This window comes from Bacillus sp. FSL K6-0138 (assembly GCF_037982765.1).
Taxonomy (GTDB): Bacteria; Bacillota; Bacilli; order Bacillales; family Bacillaceae; genus Bacillus; species Bacillus glycinifermentans.
The window spans coordinates 2,483,148-2,505,422 of record NZ_CP150286.1; the positions used below are offsets into that span (position 1 = coordinate 2,483,148).

At 41.3% G+C, this 22,275-nt stretch carries 26 protein-coding genes and 2 pseudogenes; 4 read left to right on the plus strand and 24 right to left on the minus strand.

From position 1 onward, the window contains the following. Positions 1-85: 85 nt before the first annotated feature. The 4 genes and pseudogenes from MHB78_RS13095 to MHB78_RS13110 form a co-directional block, all read right to left on the minus strand. On the minus strand, positions 86-925 hold the full coding sequence (locus tag MHB78_RS13095; RefSeq protein ID WP_046132802.1) for a thymidylate synthase: 840 nt from the start codon (positions 923-925) through the stop codon (positions 86-88). 60 nt (positions 926-985) lie between these two features. Continuing rightward, a pseudogene (locus tag MHB78_RS13100) lies at positions 986-1,736 on the minus strand (hypothetical protein). An 80-nt stretch (positions 1,737-1,816) separates the two neighbouring features. Beyond that, positions 1,817-2,650 carry a prohibitin family protein gene (locus MHB78_RS13105; RefSeq protein WP_046132801.1) on the minus strand — a complete coding sequence of 278 codons (834 nt, stop codon included), beginning with the start codon at positions 2,648-2,650 and terminating at the stop codon, positions 1,817-1,819. After that, the gene (locus MHB78_RS13110) at positions 2,643-2,783 is read right to left on the minus strand and encodes a hypothetical protein (RefSeq protein WP_164918159.1); all 141 of its coding nucleotides are present in this window, start codon (positions 2,781-2,783) and stop codon (positions 2,643-2,645) included. The genes MHB78_RS13105 and MHB78_RS13110 overlap by 8 nt, the downstream gene beginning before the upstream one ends. Before the next feature lie 291 nt (positions 2,784-3,074). Here MHB78_RS13110 and MHB78_RS13115 point away from each other — a divergent pair, with 291 nt between their 5' ends. After that, on the plus strand, positions 3,075-3,203 hold the full coding sequence (locus MHB78_RS13115; protein WP_269082065.1) for a hypothetical protein: 129 nt from the start codon (positions 3,075-3,077) through the stop codon (positions 3,201-3,203). 299 nt (positions 3,204-3,502) lie between these two features. Here MHB78_RS13115 and MHB78_RS13120 read toward each other — a convergent pair whose 3' ends face one another. The 5 genes from MHB78_RS13120 to resA form a co-directional block, all read right to left on the minus strand. Beyond that, a complete protein-coding gene (locus MHB78_RS13120; RefSeq protein WP_046132800.1) occupies positions 3,503-4,108 on the minus strand; it encodes a TetR/AcrR family transcriptional regulator in 606 nt (201 codons plus the stop codon). A 335-nt stretch (positions 4,109-4,443) separates the two neighbouring features. Further along, entirely contained in the window at positions 4,444-4,743 is a 300-nt protein-coding gene (locus MHB78_RS13125; protein WP_046132799.1) for a hypothetical protein, read from the minus strand. Positions 4,744-4,855: 112 nt separating this feature from the next. Further along, a complete protein-coding gene (locus tag MHB78_RS13130; RefSeq protein WP_052948580.1) occupies positions 4,856-5,767 on the minus strand; it encodes a hypothetical protein in 912 nt (303 codons plus the stop codon). A 135-nt stretch (positions 5,768-5,902) separates the two neighbouring features. Beyond that, the gene (locus MHB78_RS13135; protein ID WP_046132798.1) at positions 5,903-6,703 is read right to left on the minus strand and encodes a DUF2935 domain-containing protein; all 801 of its coding nucleotides are present in this window, start codon (positions 6,701-6,703) and stop codon (positions 5,903-5,905) included. 129 nt (positions 6,704-6,832) lie between these two features. After that, positions 6,833-7,372, minus strand: coding sequence for a thiol-disulfide oxidoreductase ResA (resA, locus tag MHB78_RS13140; protein WP_046132797.1), 540 nt, complete (start codon positions 7,370-7,372; stop codon positions 6,833-6,835). 155 nt (positions 7,373-7,527) lie between these two features. On the opposite strand from resA, the gene MHB78_RS13145 reads away from it, so the two are divergent. Then, a complete protein-coding gene (locus tag MHB78_RS13145; RefSeq protein ID WP_046132796.1) occupies positions 7,528-7,713 on the plus strand; it encodes a DUF4177 domain-containing protein in 186 nt (61 codons plus the stop codon). A 104-nt stretch (positions 7,714-7,817) separates the two neighbouring features. Then, positions 7,818-8,813 carry an FUSC family protein gene (locus tag MHB78_RS13150; RefSeq protein WP_052948579.1) on the plus strand — a complete coding sequence of 332 codons (996 nt, stop codon included), beginning with the start codon at positions 7,818-7,820 and terminating at the stop codon, positions 8,811-8,813. Positions 8,814-8,844: 31 nt separating this feature from the next. On the opposite strand, the gene speG is transcribed toward MHB78_RS13150, so the two are convergent. The 7 genes from speG to MHB78_RS13185 form a co-directional block, all read right to left on the minus strand. After that, positions 8,845-9,372, minus strand: a complete 528-nt coding sequence (gene speG / locus MHB78_RS13155) for a spermidine N1-acetyltransferase (protein WP_046132795.1) — start codon at positions 9,370-9,372, stop codon at positions 8,845-8,847. Between the two features lie 35 nt (positions 9,373-9,407). Further along, a complete protein-coding gene (locus MHB78_RS13160; RefSeq protein ID WP_046132794.1) occupies positions 9,408-9,722 on the minus strand; it encodes a multidrug efflux SMR transporter in 315 nt (104 codons plus the stop codon). Beyond that, positions 9,722-10,057, minus strand: coding sequence for a multidrug efflux SMR transporter (locus tag MHB78_RS13165; protein WP_046132793.1), 336 nt, complete (start codon positions 10,055-10,057; stop codon positions 9,722-9,724). The genes MHB78_RS13160 and MHB78_RS13165 overlap by 1 nt, the downstream gene beginning before the upstream one ends. A 73-nt stretch (positions 10,058-10,130) precedes the next feature. Continuing rightward, positions 10,131-10,721, minus strand: coding sequence for a TetR family transcriptional regulator (locus MHB78_RS13170; protein WP_046132792.1), 591 nt, complete (start codon positions 10,719-10,721; stop codon positions 10,131-10,133). A 561-nt stretch (positions 10,722-11,282) separates the two neighbouring features. Next, complete coding sequence (locus tag MHB78_RS13175) at positions 11,283-12,725, minus strand: flavin monoamine oxidase family protein (RefSeq protein ID WP_128748163.1); 1,443 nt, start codon at positions 12,723-12,725, stop codon at positions 11,283-11,285. A 312-nt stretch (positions 12,726-13,037) separates the two neighbouring features. Next, the gene (locus MHB78_RS13180; protein ID WP_231947464.1) at positions 13,038-14,225 is read right to left on the minus strand and encodes an MFS transporter; all 1,188 of its coding nucleotides are present in this window, start codon (positions 14,223-14,225) and stop codon (positions 13,038-13,040) included. 102 nt (positions 14,226-14,327) lie between these two features. Then, complete coding sequence (locus tag MHB78_RS13185; protein WP_231947463.1) at positions 14,328-14,921, minus strand: hypothetical protein; 594 nt, start codon at positions 14,919-14,921, stop codon at positions 14,328-14,330. Between the two features lie 721 nt (positions 14,922-15,642). Here MHB78_RS13185 and MHB78_RS13190 point away from each other — a divergent pair. Further along, on the plus strand, positions 15,643-15,741 hold the full coding sequence (locus MHB78_RS13190; protein WP_081605354.1) for a YjcZ family sporulation protein: 99 nt from the start codon (positions 15,643-15,645) through the stop codon (positions 15,739-15,741). 730 nt (positions 15,742-16,471) lie between these two features. Here the strand turns inward: MHB78_RS13190 and MHB78_RS13195 are convergent. From MHB78_RS13195 to MHB78_RS13230, 8 genes and pseudogenes are all read right to left on the minus strand, one after another. Further along, on the minus strand, positions 16,472-16,825 hold the full coding sequence (locus tag MHB78_RS13195; protein WP_157759335.1) for a DUF3221 domain-containing protein: 354 nt from the start codon (positions 16,823-16,825) through the stop codon (positions 16,472-16,474). 55 nt (positions 16,826-16,880) lie between these two features. After that, a complete protein-coding gene (locus MHB78_RS13200) occupies positions 16,881-17,396 on the minus strand; it encodes an AAA family ATPase (RefSeq protein ID WP_052948578.1) in 516 nt (171 codons plus the stop codon). 175 nt (positions 17,397-17,571) lie between these two features. Next, on the minus strand, positions 17,572-18,171 hold the full coding sequence (locus tag MHB78_RS13205; protein WP_046132789.1) for a class I SAM-dependent methyltransferase: 600 nt from the start codon (positions 18,169-18,171) through the stop codon (positions 17,572-17,574). A gap of 54 nt (positions 18,172-18,225) precedes the next feature. Beyond that, complete coding sequence (locus MHB78_RS13210; RefSeq protein WP_065894529.1) at positions 18,226-18,660, minus strand: dUTP diphosphatase; 435 nt, start codon at positions 18,658-18,660, stop codon at positions 18,226-18,228. A gap of 619 nt (positions 18,661-19,279) precedes the next feature. Then, entirely contained in the window at positions 19,280-19,663 is a 384-nt protein-coding gene (locus MHB78_RS13215) for a UPF0715 family protein (protein ID WP_046132786.1), read from the minus strand. An 82-nt stretch (positions 19,664-19,745) separates the two neighbouring features. Then, positions 19,746-20,051: a hypothetical protein gene (locus MHB78_RS13220; RefSeq protein WP_046132785.1), complete on the minus strand. Its 306-nt coding sequence runs from the start codon at positions 20,049-20,051 to the stop codon at positions 19,746-19,748. Positions 20,052-20,298: 247 nt separating this feature from the next. Further along, positions 20,299-20,801: pseudogene (locus MHB78_RS13225) on the minus strand (transcriptional repressor Rok). Positions 20,802-21,043: 242 nt separating this feature from the next. Next, the gene (locus tag MHB78_RS13230) at positions 21,044-22,267 is read right to left on the minus strand and encodes a cation:proton antiporter (protein WP_046132784.1); all 1,224 of its coding nucleotides are present in this window, start codon (positions 22,265-22,267) and stop codon (positions 21,044-21,046) included. Between the last annotated feature and the right edge of the window lie 8 nt (positions 22,268-22,275).

A 22,275-nucleotide genomic window follows, 5' to 3' on the forward strand; every position in this document is an offset into this window, starting at 1 on the left:
AATGATGTGCATAAAGTCAGGCGAGTTTTTTCTTCACGTTGATTCCTCCCGAAAGCAAAAAAAAGAGGCGGTTTCCCGCCTGTTTTTATACTGCAACTTCAAACGTCAGCTTGTCGCCGTGCCTATAATCGATCAATTTAAAATCATCAATCGTAAAGTCGTAAAAATTTTGGACGTCCGGATTGATCCACAGCTTTGGAGCCTCGTACTGCTCGCGTTTGAGCTGAATATGTAAATTGTCGATATGACGGGTGTAGATGTGGCAGTCCCCGATATTGAAAATATATTCGCCGAGTTCATATCCCAGCACTTGAGCTATCATCCGCTGCAATACATTATACTGGAACACATTAAACGGATTTCCCAATGCCATATCATTGCTTCTCGCCCTTACTTCCAAGGATAGTTTTCCTTCCTTTACATACCATTGCGTTTCGTATACGCACGGCGTCAGCGCCATATCATCCAAATCGTCCGGGTTCCACAGCATCGTGATGTGCCTTCTCGATGACGGGTTATGCTTTAATTGATGAAGCAAATAATCGACCTGGTCTACTTTTTCGCCGTTTATCGTTCTGTTTTTCTTGCCTAATTGATGCCCGTAAGCCGCACCGATCGTGCCGTCTTCAAGCCTCCACTGATCCCATATGTGCACGCCCATATCTTGAAGCGTCCGGACATCGTTTGATTTAAGCTGCCAGATCCACAGCAATTCTTTAATCGCCGTCTTCCAAGCCACTTTTTTTGTCGTCAAAATCGGAACTTCTGAATTGTCAAAACGCATCTTCTGACTGACGATGCTCAATGTATGGGCCGGAGTGCCGTCTGAATCCCACCTTGTCCGCACGTCATATTCTTCATCAGAAATGCCGGTTTCAATGATTTTTTGGATGATTGCGTTGTATTGTTGATCATAGTGGCTCATGTTATCCTCTCCTCACCAAAAATGATATGAATAAAATCCGTTTTTTTCAATAGCAAAATCTTACGTTCGTAAGCTGTAAATCTCCAAGGCTTCGCGCAGGACATGTTTGTTATATCCGGTCATGTGATGAATTTTTTCGGCCCATCCCTTAACATCGCCGTAAGCGGGCTCTGTGACCATCCCCCTGCTTGTGCTCAACCAGCTGTTCCAGCCGGAAAACTCCCAATGCGCCGTTTCACCTTGATACGGCACTCTGCATTCCAATAACGGCTCATTCTTTAGTACGTTTTGAGAGTATTCGGCGGCTTCTAAAAACATCTTCTTGTCGACAGGCTCCGGATGATAGATTTGGGTTGACGTTTTTCCGTTAGGCCTGTGATAGACGACTTCTATTCGCTCTGGGACGGGCCTCACTTGAACCTGGGCAGCCGGAAAAAAGCCGCTCAATTTTTCAACGGTAAAGTCTTCGGAGTCAACGTCCACTAAAATCGGCTGCAGCCATTGGTCACCCAAATCGCATAGAAAACGCCTACCTTTTTCATCAAGGGCGATCACCGCGGCATGCGCGCCGTCTGTTTTGAAATGATGTATAAGCTTCTATCCCGTCTTTTTGAAATTCGTCAAGCAGCCAAATCGCCAGGTCAAAGCAATTGCCTGAAATCCCGTATTGGCGGTAATGCTCTTTCATTAAAGACACATCTCGCTGCTTCTTTTCGCCGGCCCGCTGATCATACCACGCTTTCGTCAGCGTTTCCATCGGAAAATGGTCAAATTTTCTCCATGTCAAAAGGATGTCGTTCGATGCAAGCATTTTCCGCCCTCCTTCCTTATTCGATCAAATACGCGAAAAAACCCTTAGACAAGTAAGGGATTTTTCACAGATGTGTTCACCTATTTATCGTTTTCATCTTGCGGGAGCTGGATGAAAGCATTCGAACCCGTAGCCTTCGGCATTTTTCCATCCCACTTTTGTATCCATTGGTATTGAATCATTTCGTCTGACATTGATTTTTTGATAATTTCATTATACTCTGCGATCCCTTCGGCTTCGATCTTTTTCTTCTTCGCTTCAGCTTCGGCAATTTTGAGCTCAGTCTGCGTTCTTTCCAGTTCCTGCGATGATTTGACGCGCGCATCGATCGCTTCTTGCGTCGCTTTATCAGGCTTGGGAACCCCGAGGGTTAAATCGTCGATGACAAAACCGAGCCTTTTCATATCATCTGCAAACGTTTTTTGAATTTCCGCTGCAGCTTCAGAAGACTTTTGGCCGTACGTATCGATGACTGAATATTTCGACATTGACTTTCTTGCAGCGTCCCACAGCCTTGTTTTCAGATAGCTGTCTTCAATCGATGATATATCTACGGCACCGAATTTGTTGAACAGCTCTACGACTTTATCAGGCTGGACGACATAGTTATAGGCGATATCCATTGATATGTTTTTTCCGTCCGAGGTTGCCACCTGAATGTCCTGGTTGTTTACGGTCTGCATCCGGACCGGATACTCCGTCACCTTGTCAAACAGTCCGACGAAATGCCAGCCTTGATCAAGCGTTTCCGATTTTACGCCCCCGTTTGGAGAGTACACGACTCCGACGTAGCCATTCGGAATCTTTTCGATAAACAGCGATGCCAAAAACCCCCCTGCGATTAAGGCGACCGCTACGATGATTCCGCCAAACCATGCTTTGCCTTTATTCTTTTTCGTTTGAATGTCATTCATCCCCGTCATCCTCCAGCGTTTTCTTGATCTTGCCCGCTCCGCTCCCGATTTTTTTAAAAAGCGGGCTAAGCATCAGCCATACTCCAAACCCTATGATCATGAGCAAAATGACAGAACCGATCATGACTTTCATTTTTTCCCCTCCTCGTCGGCGTACAGTATGACTTTTCCTCTCACCTATATTTACGTTCATATGAACCTAAAGTTTCATTTTTTAATAAGAAAACCTCCTTTTGATTTAAAATAAAAAAGATAGAACATGAATATGCATATATTTGGAGAAATGAAGTTGACCCTAAAAAAAGGCATTTATATCATTGCCGGAATCATGGCTTCAGGAAAATCAACGATTTCCCAGATGTTGGCCGGGCAATTCGATCAGGGTGTTCACGTTCGGGGCGAATATTCAGGAAGATGATTGTCCATGATCGCATCGATATGTCCTGACGGCAGGGAAGGCGCGGAAGAACGGTTGAGGCTTCGCTACAGGATGGCGGCAAAGGTTGCGGAAATGTACTATCAAGCGGGATTGTTTAGCAGGATATTTATTTAGGAAAAGAAGTAAAGGCTTTTCTTCAAAAATTTGAAGCATCCCCCGTTTACCAGCCATCATCGACAGAGAAAAAAAGCGCAATAAATCAGGCTGCCGCATCTGGGAGGTTGAATCCTTTACCACATATCGGAAAAAGCAAATCCGAAAACAGGGCTTTGGATTGATTCATCTGAGTTGACGCCGGAAGAGAGGCGCTGAATGAAATTATAAAGCGGGCGGAACCCGAAGCGCGTCTTGTATAAAAGAAGACTGCAGACAACGCCTGCAGTCTCTTTCGCCGGATGTAGTAAAGGCATTTGTTATGCATTGAATATTTTATCCCGTATTTGAGAATGGATATTGGGATTGAGCAAAAAAATGATCGATTGAAGCTGTTCCTTTTTGTTGATTGAGGGATCTGCGTGATGCTGATGATTATAGCCGCTAAAAATCGCGATCATCGTCGAAGCCAAAACCCTCGGGGGAATTTGGGTCTGAACGATTCCTTCCTCCTGCAGCTGCTCGATCAGCAAAACGAAAAATTGTCTCCACCGTTCATACAATAATGCGATTTTCTTTTCGATTTCCGGATATCTGTGGCTGTTGGCCATAAATTCCAAAAATAAAGCTGTCGTGTGCTCTTTATTTGTTTTTTGAATCAGGTATTCGATTCCTGTCAACAGACCCCTCAAAGTCTTTTTCTGAAAACATTTCATGCTGATCAGAAAACGCTCTTCCATCTGTTCATTCATAATGTGAAGAAATAATGACTCTTTGGATTTAAAGTATAGATAAAACGTAGCTTTTGAATAACCTGCTTCCTTCATGATTTCATCTACCGAGGTTGCCGAATAGCCCTTTTGGGCAAACAGCCGGCAGCCGGCATCTATGATTTTTTGAACCGTATTCATTGTGTTCTTTTTCATTAGCTGTCCTCTCTTCTTTGATTGAAAGTGAATGGGTATGTATGCAGAATATTTAGAAGCGTTAAGCACCGGATGATATTTGTAAAAAGCGCTCCATTCTTTCGCTCAAAATGGAGTCAACAACCTGAGACGGACGCTCTGATATCAAGCATAGCAGTGTCAGGCGGGGACCGCCAAGTGACATAAGGCCGTAATCTCCAATGAATCGACTAAGGTCAAACGGTATGTAAATTCGTCCCAGAGGCGCTTTCCGGATACAAATTTGCCCATTACTTTGTAAAATTCCCAGCATTCATTCTAACATTTACTGCTAAAAACATCACATATATTCTAATTTATTTAATCGAACTTTTCAGTTTTTTATAGGAATGAATAAAATGCCCGGGATCTCCGTTTATTTCAAATGCGAAGACCCCCTGATTTGTATGGAGATAAAGCAGACCTGCGTCAGTGAAGGGCCTGTATGATATGTCATGGATATGTTCCAAACGAAATTGACGGTTTGCGCTTTGGATTTTATCTTTGTATAAATTCAGACGGTGCTTTATTTTCAAATATTTTTGCTGATTGAATTCGATGATCTTTTCTGTTTTATGATAAGAAATCGCGGAAATGACATGCTGCTCTTCCCTCACGTTTATTACCTCCGTATTTTAGGACAGACGAAATCGATATCCCGGACTTTGTCTACATGTTATCTTTTTTCATACGCAAAGGTAAAGCAGCGCGTTTTCCGGAATCACGTCCTTACGGCTTCATCAACCGGTAATATTCATACGAATGGATGGCTAATCCCCTGTAAACGGAAAGGTTTGCATAACGGGAGTCGACGATGTCGAGCTCTTGATTCATTTCGGTTTCCGTTTTTCCAAAAAAAGTTGTATAGGCCTCTGGAACATCCTTCGTTTCTACAGCGACGGAAAAGGGTTTTCCTGTTTTGGCCGCATAATCGGCTTCCCCTTCTGAGATCGAAATGATTCCTGCTGCGGTATTTCGGTAGGCCATCATCGTCACGCCTCCGTCCATCATATCGATCACATGATAAGCCAATTTTTTAGCAGTTCCTTGATAAACATAATCGTATTCCGCTCCGTCCCACCAAAACGGGATTGCCGCGGACACCGGAATCTTCTCCGGCTCAGATGCAGCCTTAGTCTTAAGCTTAGCCAGGAGATCCAAATAGTCTTTGATCAGCGTTTTCCGGGCCTCTTTATCCTTCCATTCGGAGTTTAAATACGGTTCAATATCAAACTGAATACCGGAAAACCTTTTCTCGGCTGAGGAGACCTTTTGATTGAAATCATAAATCTGTTGCATCTGGTTTAGCGCTTCATTTTGACGCTGCCCCCACGATTTATCGCCGTTTAATGCGTAAACCTTGATTCCGTTTTGAGCAGCTGCAGCATTCAGCATTTCATATTTATACGGATCAGTTTTCAGGTAATCTCCTGTCATGACATACATCAAATTGACCCCTTTTTGCAAGGCAAAGCTGATCAGCTTGTTCCGGTTGTCCAGCGTATTAATTTCCTGCCGGACATCCCATACATACATGGCTTTGTCTTTTCCCGAAGGCGTTTCAGCTAATGCAGAATCAGCACCCGCCAGAGCGAAAAAGACAATCAGAAAAAGCGCCAGCCATTTTTGTTTTCGCAGCATGATGGGATACTCTCCTTTCCATCTCTTAATATTTTCCTTTTCATATCGCAAATTGCTGTCCTATTTTGTTCATCGGAAACAAAATGGATTTCTTTAACAAAATGCAGTCATAAAAAAAGCATACTGACGTACGCTTTAATTTTCCTGCAGACGCGGCTTTGCGGGATCACATGCAGGTTTTTGCGTATTTGTCGATTCCGCGATTTTCATTAAGTAGTAGCATTCTTCCCTCATCATATGGTCTGCCATAAGCGCTGAAAATGTACCGAGCACCTGATCGGACAACTCCAATTCCTCTATCTCGTGGAGAAAAGTGCGGAATAAATCGATTTCAAGCTTAACGTCCTCATTCATTTTTCTAAGAGCCGGAAACGATTCAACATTGGCTCTTAAATAACCGGTAAGCTCCACAGACTTCAAATAAAACTGTTCAAAATGCTTCTCAAATCCCCGGCTCTTTTTTTTCAAGCGTTTTTCCACTCCGTCGAGATCATCGCTGATCGCTCCCGCGTGTCCGGCAGCATCCATCAGCCACAGCATATGATGGTGCAGTTCGTGAAAGGTAGGCGGAACTTCTTTTCTTTTCAAATATTTCATGACAAGCAAATATTCTTCAAGCTCATTTACCATATGATTAATAAAAGTTGGAGAAAGATGAATTTTAATATCGCCGGTTAAATGCCTTTTAATGATAGAAAGCTTGAACTTTCTGAAACTCAGCGCATATTCCTCCGCTTCCATCGTCAGCGAATACAAATCAGACGACGCGTTGACTTTCTTCAACAGCACATCAAACGCTTGCTTGAACCGCTTCGCCTGCTCAATGTCCCCCCTCTCTCTCTCAGCCAACGAATCAAGAATAAAACGGGCGTGATCCCCCAACACCTGAAGCCAGAATTTGTGCTCAAAGACCGCTGTTTCCTGATATGTTTTCAACATCGCGCCTCCCTTTCATAACCATTCTTCATTATGGCTATTCGGCGAATGCTTCAATTATGATCAAGGCACAGGCCCTTGCTGCTGCGCATGACTGTAACACGCCCGCTGCAGGCCGCAGCCGGATCCTTAACCTCTCTTCAGCAATTCGTCTATCCATTGATGGAGCTTGCCGGATGACATTTCTCCTTCATAAGCGCGCATGATGTCGCCTTCTGAATCAATGAAAAACGTTGTCGGCAGGCTAAAAATCTCCCAGGACCGGTAAACTTCAGCCTTTTTATCAAGAGCGACGGGAAAGGTTAAGCTGTAACTGTCTATAAAACGTTTTACGACAGCTTCTGATTCTTGAACATTCACGGCAACGATTTCAAGATCTTCCCCTTTATAACGGGAATAGGCTTTTTGAATAACCGGCATTTCCCTTTTGCACGGTCCGCACCAGGAACCCCAAAAGTTCACGACGACCGCCTTGCCTTTCAGCTCTTTCAGGTTTACTTTTCCACCGTTCACCTTAGGTAATGTAAAGTTCGGAGCCGGCTGGTAAAGCTCCGCGCTTTCCCTCCTGTCATCGCTTACAGCGAACTGCTGGTAAAGAGCGAACCATGCTGCCGAAATGAAAAGGACGAGAATCATGGTCTTAAACAAAAGCCGCTTCTTTGTTTTCATTGTATTTTCTCCTTCGTTATACATCATCAAAATCTACCATAATAATTTGATGCAATATGTGTAAATCCCTTCATTTTCTGCAAAAAGCTGTTTTGTCTGTTTGATGAAACTTTCGCACCTGAAATACGTATGTAACTGTCAAGGAGGTTTCAAAAATGAAAGAATACGAATTTGTAAGAGTCGAGCTGAGCTCGTTCAACAGAAAACCAAAGGAAGATTACCAGCAAATCATTCGCGATTACGCCGGCAAAGGATGGCGTTTTGTTCAAATTTTCGCCCCAAGCACGGCCGGTTACGGATCTGCGGCTTATTTTGAGTTAATCTTTGAAAGGGATGCCTAGTCCGGTGACTGGGCATTGACAATTCCAAAAAGAAACCCCACATAAAAAGCGAAAAATAGAACAAAAATATACCTATATTTCACAAAAAGGGAACATCAAACAACATGGATAGAAAAAAGAAGTGGGATTCTGAACTTAAAACAATGCTCATTTGGAAGATGGCGGCTGCCTCGGCATTATCATGGGAAATCGCAAAAGCGTTTGGATCGAATCATCCATACTTGGCCCCGCTTTCCGTCATTTTATGTCTCCATGGAACAGTAGGCAAAACCGTCAAGTTTTCACTCAAACGAATCGCCGGTACAGTCATCGGAGTCCTTTTGACCGCTTATATTGTCTCGTTCGTTCCCCACAACGGCTGGGTTTTAGGCGCTTTATTAGTGTATGGGTTATGGATCTCAAAATGGCTGAAATTAGATCAAGTCGGGCTGCACCAAGCGGCGATCACCATTTTATTTGTTTTTTCGTTGGCGCAGTCAAATCATTATGCATTCGACCGGATCATCGATACCGTGATCGGAGTGGCCGTAGCCATATTGATTCATATAATTTACCCGCCTAATTTGACAAAGTATGCTTCAGAATCAATGCGCCAGTTTTCAATTAAAATCAATACCGCTTTTATGGACGTATCGTCCTGGATCAAAGCCGGATGTCAAAAAGCAAAAGGAGAAAACCTTCAAAAAGAAACCGATGCATTATTAAAAGAGCTCCACCAAACCAAAAAAGCTTTGCGCCATGCATCAGACAGCTTAAAATTTATTCCTGCCGGCGAAAAAAACAGGCAAAAACTCAATGCTTACGAACGGGAAATGAAAGATCTTACGGAAGGATATACATATTTGTCAAACACAATCAAAACGTTTTTGGAATGGGGCGCCTCCGGTCTTATGTCTTCAGACGACCGGTCGGCGTGGGCAGAGCAGATCGATATCATCGGCCAGGCATTCAAAAACAGCCAAAAGAAGATATTTCCGTTATCTCAGGATTTGAACCCTGAACGCCTGGCAGGAATATCCCCTCAGCTTGCTCCGAACATCTATCCGATTGCTATATATCAAGAAACGAAGAACTTTTTAGATGCTGTCAATCACAATTAAGATACAAGCCGGTCCAGCCGGACATCAGCCGTCACGATTTACGTTGTTTGATCGCTAAAAATTCCTTCTGAAAAATGCACATTCTGATCGCATTATGATAAAAGCCGTCTACGAAAAATTCATCCTGCAGCTCGCTTTCGATTGAGAAACCGCATTTTTTATAAAGATGAATGGCCTTTTTGTTTTCTTCATCGACGATTAAATAAAGTTTGTGCAAATTTAAGACGGAAAACGCGTAATTCATCGCCAAAAAGGTTGCACCGGCCGAATAGCCTTTGCCTTGATGTTCAGGATCAATAATAATTTGAAACTCTGCTCTCCTGTGAATATAATCAATCTCGACCAGTTCCACCAAACCGATCATTTCTGTATCTTTCTCCACGATAAAACGTCGTTCGCTTTGGTCATGAATATGCTTATCAAATAAATCCTGCAGCTCGACGAACGTTTCATAAGGTTCTTCAAACCAATAAGACATGATCTTCGCATCATTATTGAGGCGGTGCACAAACGGCAAATCTTCTCTTTCCAACGCACGCAATTTTAACTGATTATCCATGTAAATATCCTCCAATTTTTTTAAAAATCTTATCATCAAGAAGTGAGCCGGAGGCCGATGACCCCGGCGATGATCAGACAAAGTGAAATCAATTGTGATAAGCGAAACCGTTCCTTAAACCAAACAAAGCTGACCGCAGTCACGCCGATGCTGCCAATCCCGGTCCAGACTGCATACGCAACGCCTGAAGGAAGAACCTGCATCGCTTTTGAAAGGCAATAAAATGACAAAGCAAAGCCCAGCGTCATCACGATGATCGGCCATTTCTTTCTTGTACCATCAATATATTTCATTGCTACAGCCGCAATCACTTCCTCAACGCCGGCAAGGCAAAGCAACAACCATGCCATCAATGTTCACCTCCTGACCTGGCGTTTTTTTCTTTCGTGAAAATCTTCATTCCGACAATGCCCGCAAGCAGCAAAGCTAAAAAGAACATTTGGCCTCCGGAAAAAGATTCTCCTAAAAAAATTCCCGTCAAATACGTACCGGCCGTTCCAATTCCTACGAATACGGTGTAAGCGGAAGCCATCGGAATTTTTCTATAGGAATAAATCAAAAGTAGAAAACTGACCGCAATCAACAATAGAATGATCAGCCAATCTAAAAAACTATCAGCATGTTTAAGTGCAGAAGCCCAGACCACCTCAAGAAAACCTGCAATTATAACGATCAGCCAACTCATTTGTAACACCCCCAGTTTTGTGAATGAACGTCAGTCATTTTTAGGGCAAGAAAAAATGATCGGCAAAAAACCATCATTTTTTATGTTCAGCTAAGCTTCTTTTTAAAAATGCAAAGATCTCGTTCTTGAAAACTTCGATATCTTCATCTTTTTCAGCCCCGATGTAATACCGTTCCGCCGTATTCTCAACAAAGTTAATAATCGTTCTCGCCGTCCACCTTACGTTGATATCGCGAATAATCTCGCCGTTTTCGGCCGCTTTCCCGATAATTCCCTCAAGCCACTTATAGTACGGCTGATAAATCGCTTCCCATTTCTCCATGGAATGGTCGATGGCAAGACCTGAATAGCAAAGAACGATAATATCCTTATGAGCATTTGTGATATTGAATGTCTCATCGATCAGAATCTCCAAAACCGTCCAGAAATGCTCGGTGCCGTTAATTTTGCTTTTAATCTTATCCAGCGTATGCGTCAGAAGGTTCTCTGCAATAGCCGGGATCAAGGCGTTTTTCGATGAGAAATATAAATAAAAGGTCCCCTGTGCGGTCCCCGCCCTTTTCACGATATCCGAAATGGAGGCCTTATCAAGCCCTTTTTCAGAAATGACTTCAATGGCAGCCTGCAAAATTTTATCGTATTTCCCCGACGTTTGTTTCGGCAAGTTGAAGACCCCCCTAATAAATGAATGACTTTCAGTCATTTTAGTTGATTGGTTGTTTGGTGTCAACTGTGCGGCTCATTTTTTGTCCTTGAATAACGTGGAAACCCTGATCCTCTTCTCTCCCCTATCCCGCATCGAGTCACAGCCTTGTCCACCACCTTCACAAAAATATCTTACTCAATCCAGGCAAGCGTTATCATAAAAAAGATTTGCAAGGGATTGATCGTTTCTGCCTGATCACATTCTGCTTTCGCTCTCCCTTCGCGGCTGCCCAGGAACGGTCAAATGCTGAACACTTTGTTCAACGTGCTGACGGAGATATGTTAAGGGATTCCATTGTTTCGCTGTACGCGCTGGGAGATCGCCTCCGGAAGCCCCCCAGTGTAACGCTTGGAACCGCGATCTTATACACCTCAACTATGTAATATTTAAGATTACGATTGAGCAATTCTTAAATTTAAAAAATGCCAGCCGCCGGATTCAATGCCTTCTGCTGGCTATACTGTTGTGGATCCTCTCAAACGAATGAACGTCTTAATTTTCTGAAATCTCGAATAGGCATTATGTAGTTAAATGATTCACTTCATTCGCCACTCGAATTCCGGATTCAATCGCTCCCTGCATCCATCCGTGAGCGCGTGAGGTGTGTTCTCCGGCGAAATGGATTCTCCCTTCAGGAACAGGAATATAAGGATACAGCTCTATTTCCTGTCCTGGTTCGAACGCTGTGAATCCCCCGACGGAAAATGGGTTCAGACTCCAGCTGAATGAAGCGCCGGACACAAACTCAGACCACACGATATCTCCATAGATTTCCGATAAATTCATTAAAGTATACCAGAGGCGCTCTCCTTCTGGCATACTGTCCCATGTCAGCGCTTCATCCGCCCATGTATAGCTTGCTAACACGACCGCATGTCCATTCGATCCGATGCCAAAGCTTGGGTAATACGAAAATCTAACCGGGAGATCAGTTATGGATTTGCCGCCTCGCTGCCCTGCTTTCTCCCAAAATCGACTCTTAAACTCAATTCCGGTTTTTGTTGCGGCTATATAGTTGAGTTCGCGAATGGCCCTCCGTTTAAAGTAGGAAAAGGAGCCGAATGGTTCAACTTTTACAAATCGCAAGGCTGAAAAAGGAATGGTGATGATCGCAAGGTCGCCTGAGAGCGCTGTATGTTCCCTCGACTGCTGATGAATGCAATGGATCGTTACTCTATTTTGATCTTGAGAAATTTTCACCATTTTTTGATGGAAGAGAATATTTTCTTTTAACTGAGGAAGAAATGCCTGCGGAAGCAGGTCCATGCCGCCTGTTATCTCATAGAAGCGAGTCGGCGATGTGAAGAATATCGACTCCCGCAATACTTCAACAAGGGACATCCCCATGTACGCTTCCATATCCAAAAGTACGCCGATCATATCGATTGCACCGCTTGAAAAATAAGTATTCAGGAAAGAGCCTAACGAATGGTTCCTGTATTGTTTTTCGACAATACGCCAATTTCTCGCAGGGTCTTGATTAATAAAATCGAGGATCGGCTGCAATACGGAAAGCATCAGTTCTTCAGCCGTTTTTCCTTGTTCATTCGGTGCAACAGGATATCTCAAAATGCCCGGATTTTCTTCAAAAATGCGGAGACGTGTTTTGACGCCGTTGGCATAAATGATGTCCATTGGGGTTCTGTTCAAAAATACGTTTGTTGACAGCTTGAATTTTTTAATATATTCCAAAGTTAAAGAATGGATATCCGGAATGCGCATCGGCCCGACATTGAAATACAATCCGGCACTAAAAGGGGACCGCGAAGTGTAGACACGTCCTCCGATTCTATCATTCGCTTCCAGAATCGTCACGTTGTGTCCGGCATTCTTTAGCAAAGACGCTGCCACAAGCCCGGCCAACCCGGCACCAACGACAATAATGCGCTTCGGACGATGTGATGCCGGAAGACCGTTTCTAATAATCGCGATCATGTCTTTGTTCTTTAATCGAGCATTCACTTTGCGAGGCACCCTCTTTTTTGATTTATTGCATTATATTCACCAAAAAGGGTGCCTATCACGATCTAATGAATTTTTTTGCTGTTGAATTAACTTCCGAATCCCTTCAGTTTTTTCACTCCTGACAATCGTTTTCCAAACGGAAATTTTCTTTCAATATTATAGAGCTAATTTATAATTTCTATTCTATTGGCAAGAGGTTCATAGAGCCATCTTTCAGCAAATGTGTCCTCAATTCTTCGAGTGAGACCATTTTTAGTGAAAAAATTACAAGCCTTACCGCTTTCACAAGTAACTGGCTCTTCTGGTCGCCTATAATGGAGTTGCTTTTTCGGATCCGTGGATCTTTTTAACTTTCCCTTCCCAAATTTGAACTGATCTTAAAATGAAAAATGAAACCAAAGGTGTTGGAAGAGCTATTATCAGGAATAGAACATTTTTATCTACAACTTCTGATACCACCCCTGCTAAAGCATATCCCAATGGCATTAAAGAGCTGTTCACAGCAAAAAATGCTCCCAGTGACCTAGCTCTGTCACTTCCTTCGGTCACTCTTTGCAGATAGCCCTCAAGATAAATATTCACGACTCCGCTAATAGCGCCAGTTAAAATAAGTAAAATTAAACCTATGTAGACATTTGTAACCCATCCTAAAGGAGAAAGTAACAGACCAAAAATTAACATCAACGTAGGAGCTACAACCTTAAGGTGTTCTTGCTTTGCCAAAAAAGAAAGAGTAATTGCTGCTACTAGTGTACCTATTCCCCAAATTGATTGAAAAATACCGCCAATCCATTCATTGTCTTTAATTAATATAGAAGTCCATACAGCAATATAAATCGGGAACCCACTAAACAAAAGCTGCTGTATACTTGTACCATACAATAGATTTCTCAAAGGTTTATTATTTATTAGGTTGGTGAATCCGGTGAATATTTGCCTTCTGCTAAATGCGACCTCGCTTTGGCTGCCTCTTCTATCTTTAATCAAAAACTCCAAAAAAATTGATATAAAAGTCAGGCAACCGCATAAAATCCATACATATCCGAAAGGAAAAAAAGTGAATAACACACCGGTGATAATAGGAACTGTAACCTGAGCAGTTTGATTCAATATTTCTTGAAATGCTATCCCTTTTTCAATCACATCCCTTTCAAGAGTATCAGAAATAAGAGATCGTGAAGCTGGTTCGATAGCCGTCAAACAGATAGAAATTAATGCTCTAGCAATGATTAATAGTAATGTGGATGTGAAATTAAAAATGGCTAAAATACCAATAACGAAAAATAAAAGAGAAATGATGATATCAGAGAGGGCAATTATTCTTCCCCTATGGAACCTGTCTGCCAGCCAGCCGGTAAACGGTGAAAGTATTATTGATATTCCCAGCCCCAATCCGATTACTAAACTTCCACTTAAGACGCTATCTGTTTCATTTAGAGACCACCATATTAATAAAAAAGTGTAGAGCTTAATAACGACAAAAAAGTGCCAGACCACAGTTTAAAAAAATCGCCTTTGAATATCCATGAATGCTTCAAACTATTCCCTCGCTTTAAGAATAGAGACTATCTACAAGATAGCCTCTATTTATTAAGTATTTTAATTAGCTGCTGTTTTTACCTCTTCAGGGAAAAGTATTTTAATTACATCTGATGTTTCATGTGTATATTTAGATTGTTGGATGACAGTCATATTATGATGAAGAGCAGCTGTAATTAACTCTCTTGCAGAATTAGAAACCGAATGATATAGCGAGTTAAAATCATTGTTTTCTAAGGCTTCGACAGCTTTTTCTTCCGCATTAAGGTATGTTAAATGATCAATGCATTGTATTACATTTTGAATCCCGCGAACTCTTATCCTGAAGATTTCTTCCATTTCTTTCTCATCATACATGATTTCTTCATATTTTGTATCAAGTTTTTTAGTGTTATGAGGATGCATTTCAAGCTCCCTATGCTGCACTTCAACTAGCAGGTTTCTTGCATGCTTTAGTTTTTTAAAACCCTGTCTGACTGCATCAATAGCTTTTATTTTGTCACCTGCAAAATAATATTCGCCTGCTCTATCAAACTCAATAACACCAAGATAAACTTCTACCAATGATTCTTGTGTTCTGACCGCTAACGCTTCAGCTTTTGACTTTAATGATGGTACCTTCGGTGTTTTACAAACATTTGCCACAACACCCATTTTAATCCCCCAAATGTAAATTATTGAATATATAATGTTACACAAAAAGAGCGTTCTTTTCAACATAAATTTCAATTTTCTGAAATCAAAATGTAAATCATTTGTTTCTCTAATTTTTTTGTAATCTTTCAACGAGAGCAAACATTCTATTAAATTCTAAATATTGAGAGTTTAAACCAAATATATAGCCCTTCTTATCAAATTAAACGTTTAGCCAACTATTGATCTATTACAAGGATAAAAGCATCCCGCTGTAGTGAGGGAAGAATTGAAGGTTTTACAAATAGCGGACTCGTAATCCAAAAAGCTTCCCCAAAAAGAAGCCGGCAGAGCTATTTCCGATCACTTTGGATTGGGGAGCTTCCGGTATCATTGCAGGAAATTCTGATATCCAGCAAGAAATAAAAGACAACCTCCAAACTGTCTAACATAAAAAGAAAGCCGATTTCCAGATCTGCGAAAAAAAATCGACTTTCTTTTTTGTTCTTAAAAATCTGTATGGATGTTAGCTGAAATCGAAGCCCTTCCCCTCACGCAGCAATCCTTTTGTTTCCATTGTGTGAGCAACACCAAGATGAAAGTGCGCGTACAGGGCTGTGCAGCCGGTCATCTCCTTCCCTCTATTGATGAACTCGACCATTTTTCAAAACCCTTATAAATGATCTATACAATTGCTCGCTGCGGGCATAGGATAAACTAGTACTTCAAGGAGGTGAACTACATGAGCGGAGGTTACGGAACAGGTTTTGCTTTAATTGTTGTTCTGTTCATTCTCTTGATCATCGTCGGTGCTAGCTGGGTCGGCGGAGGATTTTATTAATCAAATGGGCACTTAACTTTATTTAATTTGAGAAGTGCAGAAATAACACCCTCCGGCTAACAGTTCTTATGGGTGTTACCCTCCTCTGCACTCCTCCCAAAACGAACTGTCAGATCAATCCGTTGGAATTCATTTACCCTCCCCATGTTATTGTTTTAAAATAGAAGGGGCCCTTTGATAAAGGGCCTTTTTTGCCGGGTTCGATTATCTGCGGAATAGGGTGGATGCATCACAAGGCCATAACCTTCAAATCATATGGTCAGCGCCCTTCAGCAAATCATCAGGCTCGCCGAATTTCTTCTTCCATATCTCCTGTGCATTCTAATAGCCTCTGTCCAAGCAAATTTTTCGATGCCCCTGCTCAGGAAGCATCCCGTTTAAAAGCAACCCCCTGTCCCGCGTTTCGGATGGACAGCTCCCATCTCATACCATTCTTTTAATGCTCCATCTGTGCGCTGATAAATCAATTCACTGGCAGAAGCGTATTTAATCGTTCCGGTCGCTTTATTGCAGATTTTATCTAAGCGATCAAAAAATTTCGGCACTACCCGCTTGTATCAAAATCACATTGCAAGTGCCGCTTCTTATTTTCGATTTTCTTGCGATATCTTAAATGAGCTCTGATAGACCTGCTTTGGCAATGTATCCGTAACCATCGTTCCAAAAAATGGTTCCATCTCTTTTTTGTCCTTGATATGCGGCCTTCTTATTTCAATGTAATGTGCGCAGGTCACTCCTTGATTTTTTCGAATCTATGAATCGTTGCTTGAGGAGGGTTTGACTCTTTAAGCATGTGAAGCCATACTTTTACTTTCTGCTTCTGTTTAAGCGCTTCTTTGTTATTTATGTCACTGAGTCCTAACACAGTCACTTTGTTCCGGTATTTTTGAATGATCTCTCTTTCGGTGAGCCTGTAATCCTCTTTTTTTGGCCTGTGCTGACTCTCAACAAGGATTGCTCTATCCCCTTCCTTTAACATTACATAGCCGACAATGCTCTGCCCCTTTTCAGGAGCTTCAATTTCTTTATTCGTTTGACATCCGGACCCAGCTAGAATAGCAAAAACTGAAATAAGCACGAACACCCTTTGCAATACACCGTCTCCTTTCCAAGATTGAAAAGAGCGTAACACACGCGTTTTAATATTTGAATCCAGGATTTTCTTTTATATTCAGGAGGATGGCGGGGATATCTAAGTTCGTTGTATCGTATAGAAAACGCTCATCTATTCCCTTATTTTCGAATTCATCGGCTAATTCCAAACATCTTGTTCCCATCCGATGTTTTTTTATCCTTAAGGCGTCTCTTCGTAACAATTCACCTTTTTCAACCCATAATACAACATAAAAAATTACAGCAGCCTTCACCTCGGCATAAACCTTTCGAGAAAAGGCTTCCACTTCCTCTGGAAAAGCAACATAATCAATCACGACCGTCTTATTTGCCTGAATAAAATTAATGCTTACATCAGCAATGTTTTCCCAGGTCAAGGCCAATGATTCTTCGCTTTCCCAGGGCGGGCGGTAGCCACCGATAACCATATCACTGATGACGTCTCCTTCTATATAAGCGCTCTGGTCAAACTGCTCGGAAAGCCTCTTTGCAATCGTCGATTTACCTGCCCCTGCCGGCCCGGATATGATATAAATTTTCAATCGTTCCACCTGCTTTTGATATGTATGTTTTCATTTCGGCAGAAGTGATCATAATCCTGTTCGATCAAAAAAACATTTGACGTGTTTGCCGCCGGAATTCAAAGGTATCTGGACAAAAAAATGGCCGGTTTTCCATAAGACTAACCGGCATTTGATGATCAAACAGCATTATCTCTTATCTTTTTTGTCCTATAAATTGAATAACATGAGACAAGCCATTATGCAAATCCCCTTCATGACGGACCACTTCCCCCATGAAAAAGTGAACAATGCGCCAATCTGCATAAATTTGCAAAAACTCTTCAGGGGAATATAAAAGTTCCAAGTCTTGCGGCCCTCCGCTTTTATACGGAATTTGGTGAATGGAATAAACCTCTGCAACAAAAAAGCCCCCCGGCTTCACTGCTTCTTTCACACCCAAAAGCGTTTTTCGGCGCAATTCTTTTGGGAAGTGCCCAAAAATACATACGATTTCGTCCCATTGATCTTTTTTCCATGACGCTTCATGTAAATCAACCAGCTCAGTTTTAACTGTTACATCCCGCGATGCGGCAAGCTTTTCAGTTTTTCGCAAACCTGATTCGGCATAATCCCATGCAGTGACATCCATTCCCTGCTCGGCCAAAAAAACGGCGTTCCGCCCTTCGCCTTCCGCAATGGCCAAAGCGTCACCTGATAACTGGAGCTTTTTCTGGGATTCTGATAAAAATGCATTCGGTTCGGTTCCGTAAATATAGTTCTCATCTTGAAAACGGGTATTCCAGAAGGAAGTCATGATCCGATTCTCCTTTCCCACATGAGATATCACCTGGCATCAAGCTTCGGCTATTTATTTTGTTCCGGTGGATCCATGTCCTCCGCGGTTTTCGTTGCCTAAATGATCGACCTCGACCAATTCAACTGCAGTCATCTTCTTCATGATTCTGAATTGGCAAATCCGATCTCCTTTTTTAATTTCAGTATCTCGCAGCGCATAAGCCGGGAAAAACCAGAAATCACTGTCCCCTTTGTATGACTCATCAATCACGCCCATTGAATTTGTCTGAATGATACCGAAATTTTTATATGTACTTGAACGAGGAACGACATGGGCTTCATACCCTTCAGGCAATTCCATCGCCACTCCGAGAGGAATCAGTTTAAACTCATCCTTTGGAATAGATACATCTTCCGCAGCTCTCAGATCAATCCAATCACCCTGTTCGATTTTTGAAATGCGCGTTTGTGTTTCGTCTGCATATTTGATTTTGATTTGCAATGGCATATGTGTTAACTCCTTTTTTATTTCAACTTTGATTATAAGTATAGCAGTTAAGGCCTCTCGTTTAAAACCAATGCTGGGCTTCATTTTATTGAGCGGGATGTGTCGGATGCTGCCCCCTCACTCTTCAGGCTTTTTTCATCCAAATACCTGATCTTTGATAAATCGAATAGAGAGTAAGCTATGAAATTAAACTTTTCATTAAAGCGTTAGACAAAAAAGTGCAGTTTATGATCTAGCCGTTCAAAATGTTGATGCTATGCAGTCCTCTCGTTCAACATTGTCTCTGCAATGGTTAGGCTCTTCCAGTCAGTTTTATATTTGCTTTTCTTACTTTTTTGTTCGTAAGTGGACAAAAGTCAATATCAAACCCAATATAATGAATAATATAGGATAAAACAATACAGATGATTGAAAATAGGCTGAAGCTTCACTATTGCCATTTCCATCAATCACAGTGTTAGGAAAAGCAATAGAAAACAACTGTAACGAAAATAGCATGAATAAGCCAAGCAAAAACGAAATAACTCCTGATATAAAGTACATATTATAACCTCCCAAATAAATATTGCGCGCTGTTGCTAATGAAAAACTTGCAGTATAGTGTTTCCTATTGAATCCTTTACACTTTCTCTTTATTACTCTTGATCTGCAGGAAAACTGAATCCCAAAACCAAAAGATCGCAGCAAAAGTAATACTGTAAAAATAAATCGCAGCATTTTCAAAAACGCTGAATACATCGTCCGCGTTATTTGTGATAGCAAAGATGTACCAGACTAAAAAGGATGCAAAGCTGTAGATTAATAAATATTTGAAATTAAATTTCTTCGGATTACGATTTAAGAACACTTGAACCGGTATAGCAAATATTGCATAGCAGATTATAAGAATGATAGTCACAGCAACCAATGGGATATAATGAAAGTATCCTAAGTTAATCATATATACACATGTTGCTGCCAGAGATGAAAGAATCAGCGTATAGAGATACCTTCTAACTCGCACGATTTACCCCCCCTTTCACTCTTACTATAAAATAACGCACTGACTGATAAAAGACAGTGCGTTTTAGTCTTACGTCTAGGGTTTATAAAAGCGGATTAACGCTTTCACCTTCATTTTTATAAATATCGTTTGATGACATCCATTCTAAAAATTGCTTATACGGGTAATAAGTTGTTCCCTTTATTTCAACTTTAGGTGCATTAGGAAATTTGCTTAGTAATTCCTTAGTCTCTTCCTTATTTAATCCTAAATAAAAGTGCAGATCCTTTTCTTTTATTAAGGATGTGTACCCGGGAGAGCTTGCTTTTGGACTTTTAAAGTTTTTTAATCCATCCCCTATGAAATAGCCCATCAAAGCTAAGCCGATTCCTAACCATAAAAGATCCATAAGTACGATCCATCCTTCCGCCTCTTTACAGCTATTTTTCTTCATTAATAAATTTAGTTTATACGTATTCACAAGTTAATTTACAATCGTCTGAGATTGTGGAAAAGTCAAAGGATTGGCCTAACCTTTACTTTCATAACTTGAACATGTTCACCTTGTTGGATTGCAATTAGGTTTCATCTGCTCCCCGCCATTCGGCACATTGCTTCCCCTTTTGTTTTTGGAACAATCCTAACAAAAGCTTTATTTAAGAAGGACTTTCATCAACGGCATTTCCTTTTTCTTTTCTGAGAACATATTGGCCCCGGTATGTCTTTTCGACTTCAGGGTGAAATTTTATTAATCCCTGCATAAATGTCGTCATATTAGGAATTGACATCCCCGTTTCTTTTTCAATTTCTTTTTGAAGCTCACGGCTTTTTATTTCACCTTTGTGGAGCGCTTTAAAATCTTTAAAGCTGCCTCACGATGTTTGTAAGCTTTCGTTCCAGGTTTGGGTTTTCTTCTGGGGATTGAAGATGAAGCAATGGGTGCTGATTTCTCTGATTTATTTTTTTCAAAAGGTTTTGCAGTTGCATTGGCTAACTCTAAAAGCGGTTTTTTGTGGATCATGTTAGGCTCGCTATTGTCTAATTCGCGCAGCTTAGAATAAATTTCATTCCGTTCCTCCCGGAGTTCGCGCATGACATTGATCTCAGCATCGTTAAGCTGCTCAAGTCTTAAACGGAGCGCCTCTCTTTCATTGAACACGTTCGCCATCTCCTAAAAACCATTATTTACTTATAGTGTATAGGACTTTTTTATGTTTAACAATCGTTTTTCATAATTATTCACAATTTCACAACTGTTGGATTCATTAAGATTTACGTCCCATTCAAGAATGTATAAGGCAAACCAGTAAGGAAAAACCGGGATGCAGATGAAATCTGCCGCACAAGAAAAAAATATATAGTGAAATAACTGTAGACAATTAGGGAAGATAGGCATATAGATTAATCGGGTACTTTCATTTTTCTCTTTTCCGCAGGTTTGCTCCACTTGAAAATTTTGTTTAAATGCTTATAAAAGCTCTTGCTTTCTTTTGCCATAAGTGGTCCCGCAACTGCCAAAATGAGAACATAGAGCGCGGTAAAAGGCGTTAAAATAGGATTTAATCCTGCTGTAACCCCTAAATTAGCTACGATGATAGAAAATTCTCCCCGGGCCATGATGGTTAATCCGATATTGGTAGAGGCTTTATGGGATAAACCCGCTTTCCTTCCAGAGATCATTCCGGCTGCAAAGTTGCTTATAATCGTAAGTACAGCTGCGCCTAATGCCAGCCAAATTGCATCAGCTAATGTTGATGGATCAATACTTAATCCAAAGCTGAAAAAGAAAATCGCCCCAAAGAAGTCCCTAAACGGAACGACAAGATGTTCGATGCGATCTCGGTGCTCAGTCTCAGAAAAAACCAAGCCTAACAATAAGGCACCAATCGCTTCTGCCACGTGAAGCGTTTCTGAAAATCCCGCAACAAAAAATAAAATCGCAAATATCACAATGATAAAAATTTCATCTGATTTTATGTTTAACCATTTATTTAATAACAGAGCACCTTTTCGTGCGATAATAAAGAACAGTAACATATAACCAACGGAAATAAGAACAGAGGTGAAAATACCGAGGAAAGATGTAGAACCGGCAAGCAAGATGCCCGTCACTGTTGTTAAAAATAAAGCGAGAAAGATATCGTCAAATAAAATAATCCCCAGGATGAGCTCTGTTTCGGGATTAGCAGTTCTTTTTAAATCGACAAGAACTTTGGCTACAATCGCACTGGAAGATACACTAAGCAGTCCGGCAATAATGAGCGTCTCCATCCAAGGCATGCCTGTGACAAGTCCATACAGAAGGCCTAAGATGAAGTTAACGGCCACATAGATACTTCCGCCTACTACGATGTTTTGCCCTGATTTGACCAGCTTGCCGACAGAGAATTCAAGCCCTAAGTAGAAAAGTAAAAAAAGTACACCTATTCGGCCTAGAAATTGAATAATTTCATTGCTTTCGATAAATGTTAAATCAATGACCCCAATCGTTGGAGCGGGTGGGCCTACAATCATCCCGAGAACAATTAGAAAGGGGATGATTGAAAACTTTAGTCTGTTTGCAACAACAGCGCCAATCGCAACTATAACAAGTGCCGTACCAACTTCAAATACTAAGTGATCCATCTATAATC

Bases quoted from the DNA above. Each gene is read 5' to 3' on its own strand.
- MHB78_RS13095 (WP_046132802.1), bottom strand. From the start codon at position 925: ATGAGCCACTATGATCAACAATACAACGCAATCATCCAAAAAATCATT.
- MHB78_RS13105 (WP_046132801.1), bottom strand. From the start codon at position 2,650: ATGAATGACATTCAAACGAAAAAGAATAAAGGCAAAGCATGGTTTGGC.
- MHB78_RS13110 (WP_164918159.1), bottom strand. From the start codon at position 2,783: ATGAAAGTCATGATCGGTTCTGTCATTTTGCTCATGATCATAGGGTTT.
- MHB78_RS13115 (WP_269082065.1), top strand. From the start codon at position 3,075: ATGATCGCATCGATATGTCCTGACGGCAGGGAAGGCGCGGAAGAACGG.
- MHB78_RS13120 (WP_046132800.1), bottom strand. From the start codon at position 4,108: ATGAAAAAGAACACAATGAATACGGTTCAAAAAATCATAGATGCCGGC.
- MHB78_RS13130 (WP_052948580.1), bottom strand. From the start codon at position 5,767: ATGCTGCGAAAACAAAAATGGCTGGCGCTTTTTCTGATTGTCTTTTTC.
- resA (WP_046132797.1), bottom strand. From the start codon at position 7,372: ATGAAAACAAAGAAGCGGCTTTTGTTTAAGACCATGATTCTCGTCCTT.
- MHB78_RS13145 (WP_046132796.1), top strand. From the start codon at position 7,528: ATGAAAGAATACGAATTTGTAAGAGTCGAGCTGAGCTCGTTCAACAGA.
- MHB78_RS13150 (WP_052948579.1), top strand. From the start codon at position 7,818: ATGGATAGAAAAAAGAAGTGGGATTCTGAACTTAAAACAATGCTCATT.
- speG (WP_046132795.1), bottom strand. From the start codon at position 9,372: ATGGATAATCAGTTAAAATTGCGTGCGTTGGAAAGAGAAGATTTGCCG.
- MHB78_RS13160 (WP_046132794.1), bottom strand. From the start codon at position 9,722: ATGGCATGGTTGTTGCTTTGCCTTGCCGGCGTTGAGGAAGTGATTGCG.
- MHB78_RS13165 (WP_046132793.1), bottom strand. From the start codon at position 10,057: ATGAGTTGGCTGATCGTTATAATTGCAGGTTTTCTTGAGGTGGTCTGG.
- MHB78_RS13185 (WP_231947463.1), bottom strand. From the start codon at position 14,921: ATGGGTGTTGTGGCAAATGTTTGTAAAACACCGAAGGTACCATCATTA.
- MHB78_RS13190 (WP_081605354.1), top strand. From the start codon at position 15,643: ATGAGCGGAGGTTACGGAACAGGTTTTGCTTTAATTGTTGTTCTGTTC.
- MHB78_RS13205 (WP_046132789.1), bottom strand. From the start codon at position 18,171: ATGACTTCCTTCTGGAATACCCGTTTTCAAGATGAGAACTATATTTAC.
- MHB78_RS13210 (WP_065894529.1), bottom strand. From the start codon at position 18,660: ATGCCATTGCAAATCAAAATCAAATATGCAGACGAAACACAAACGCGC.
- MHB78_RS13220 (WP_046132785.1), bottom strand. From the start codon at position 20,051: ATGGATCTTTTATGGTTAGGAATCGGCTTAGCTTTGATGGGCTATTTC.
- MHB78_RS13230 (WP_046132784.1), bottom strand. From the start codon at position 22,267: ATGGATCACTTAGTATTTGAAGTTGGTACGGCACTTGTTATAGTTGCG.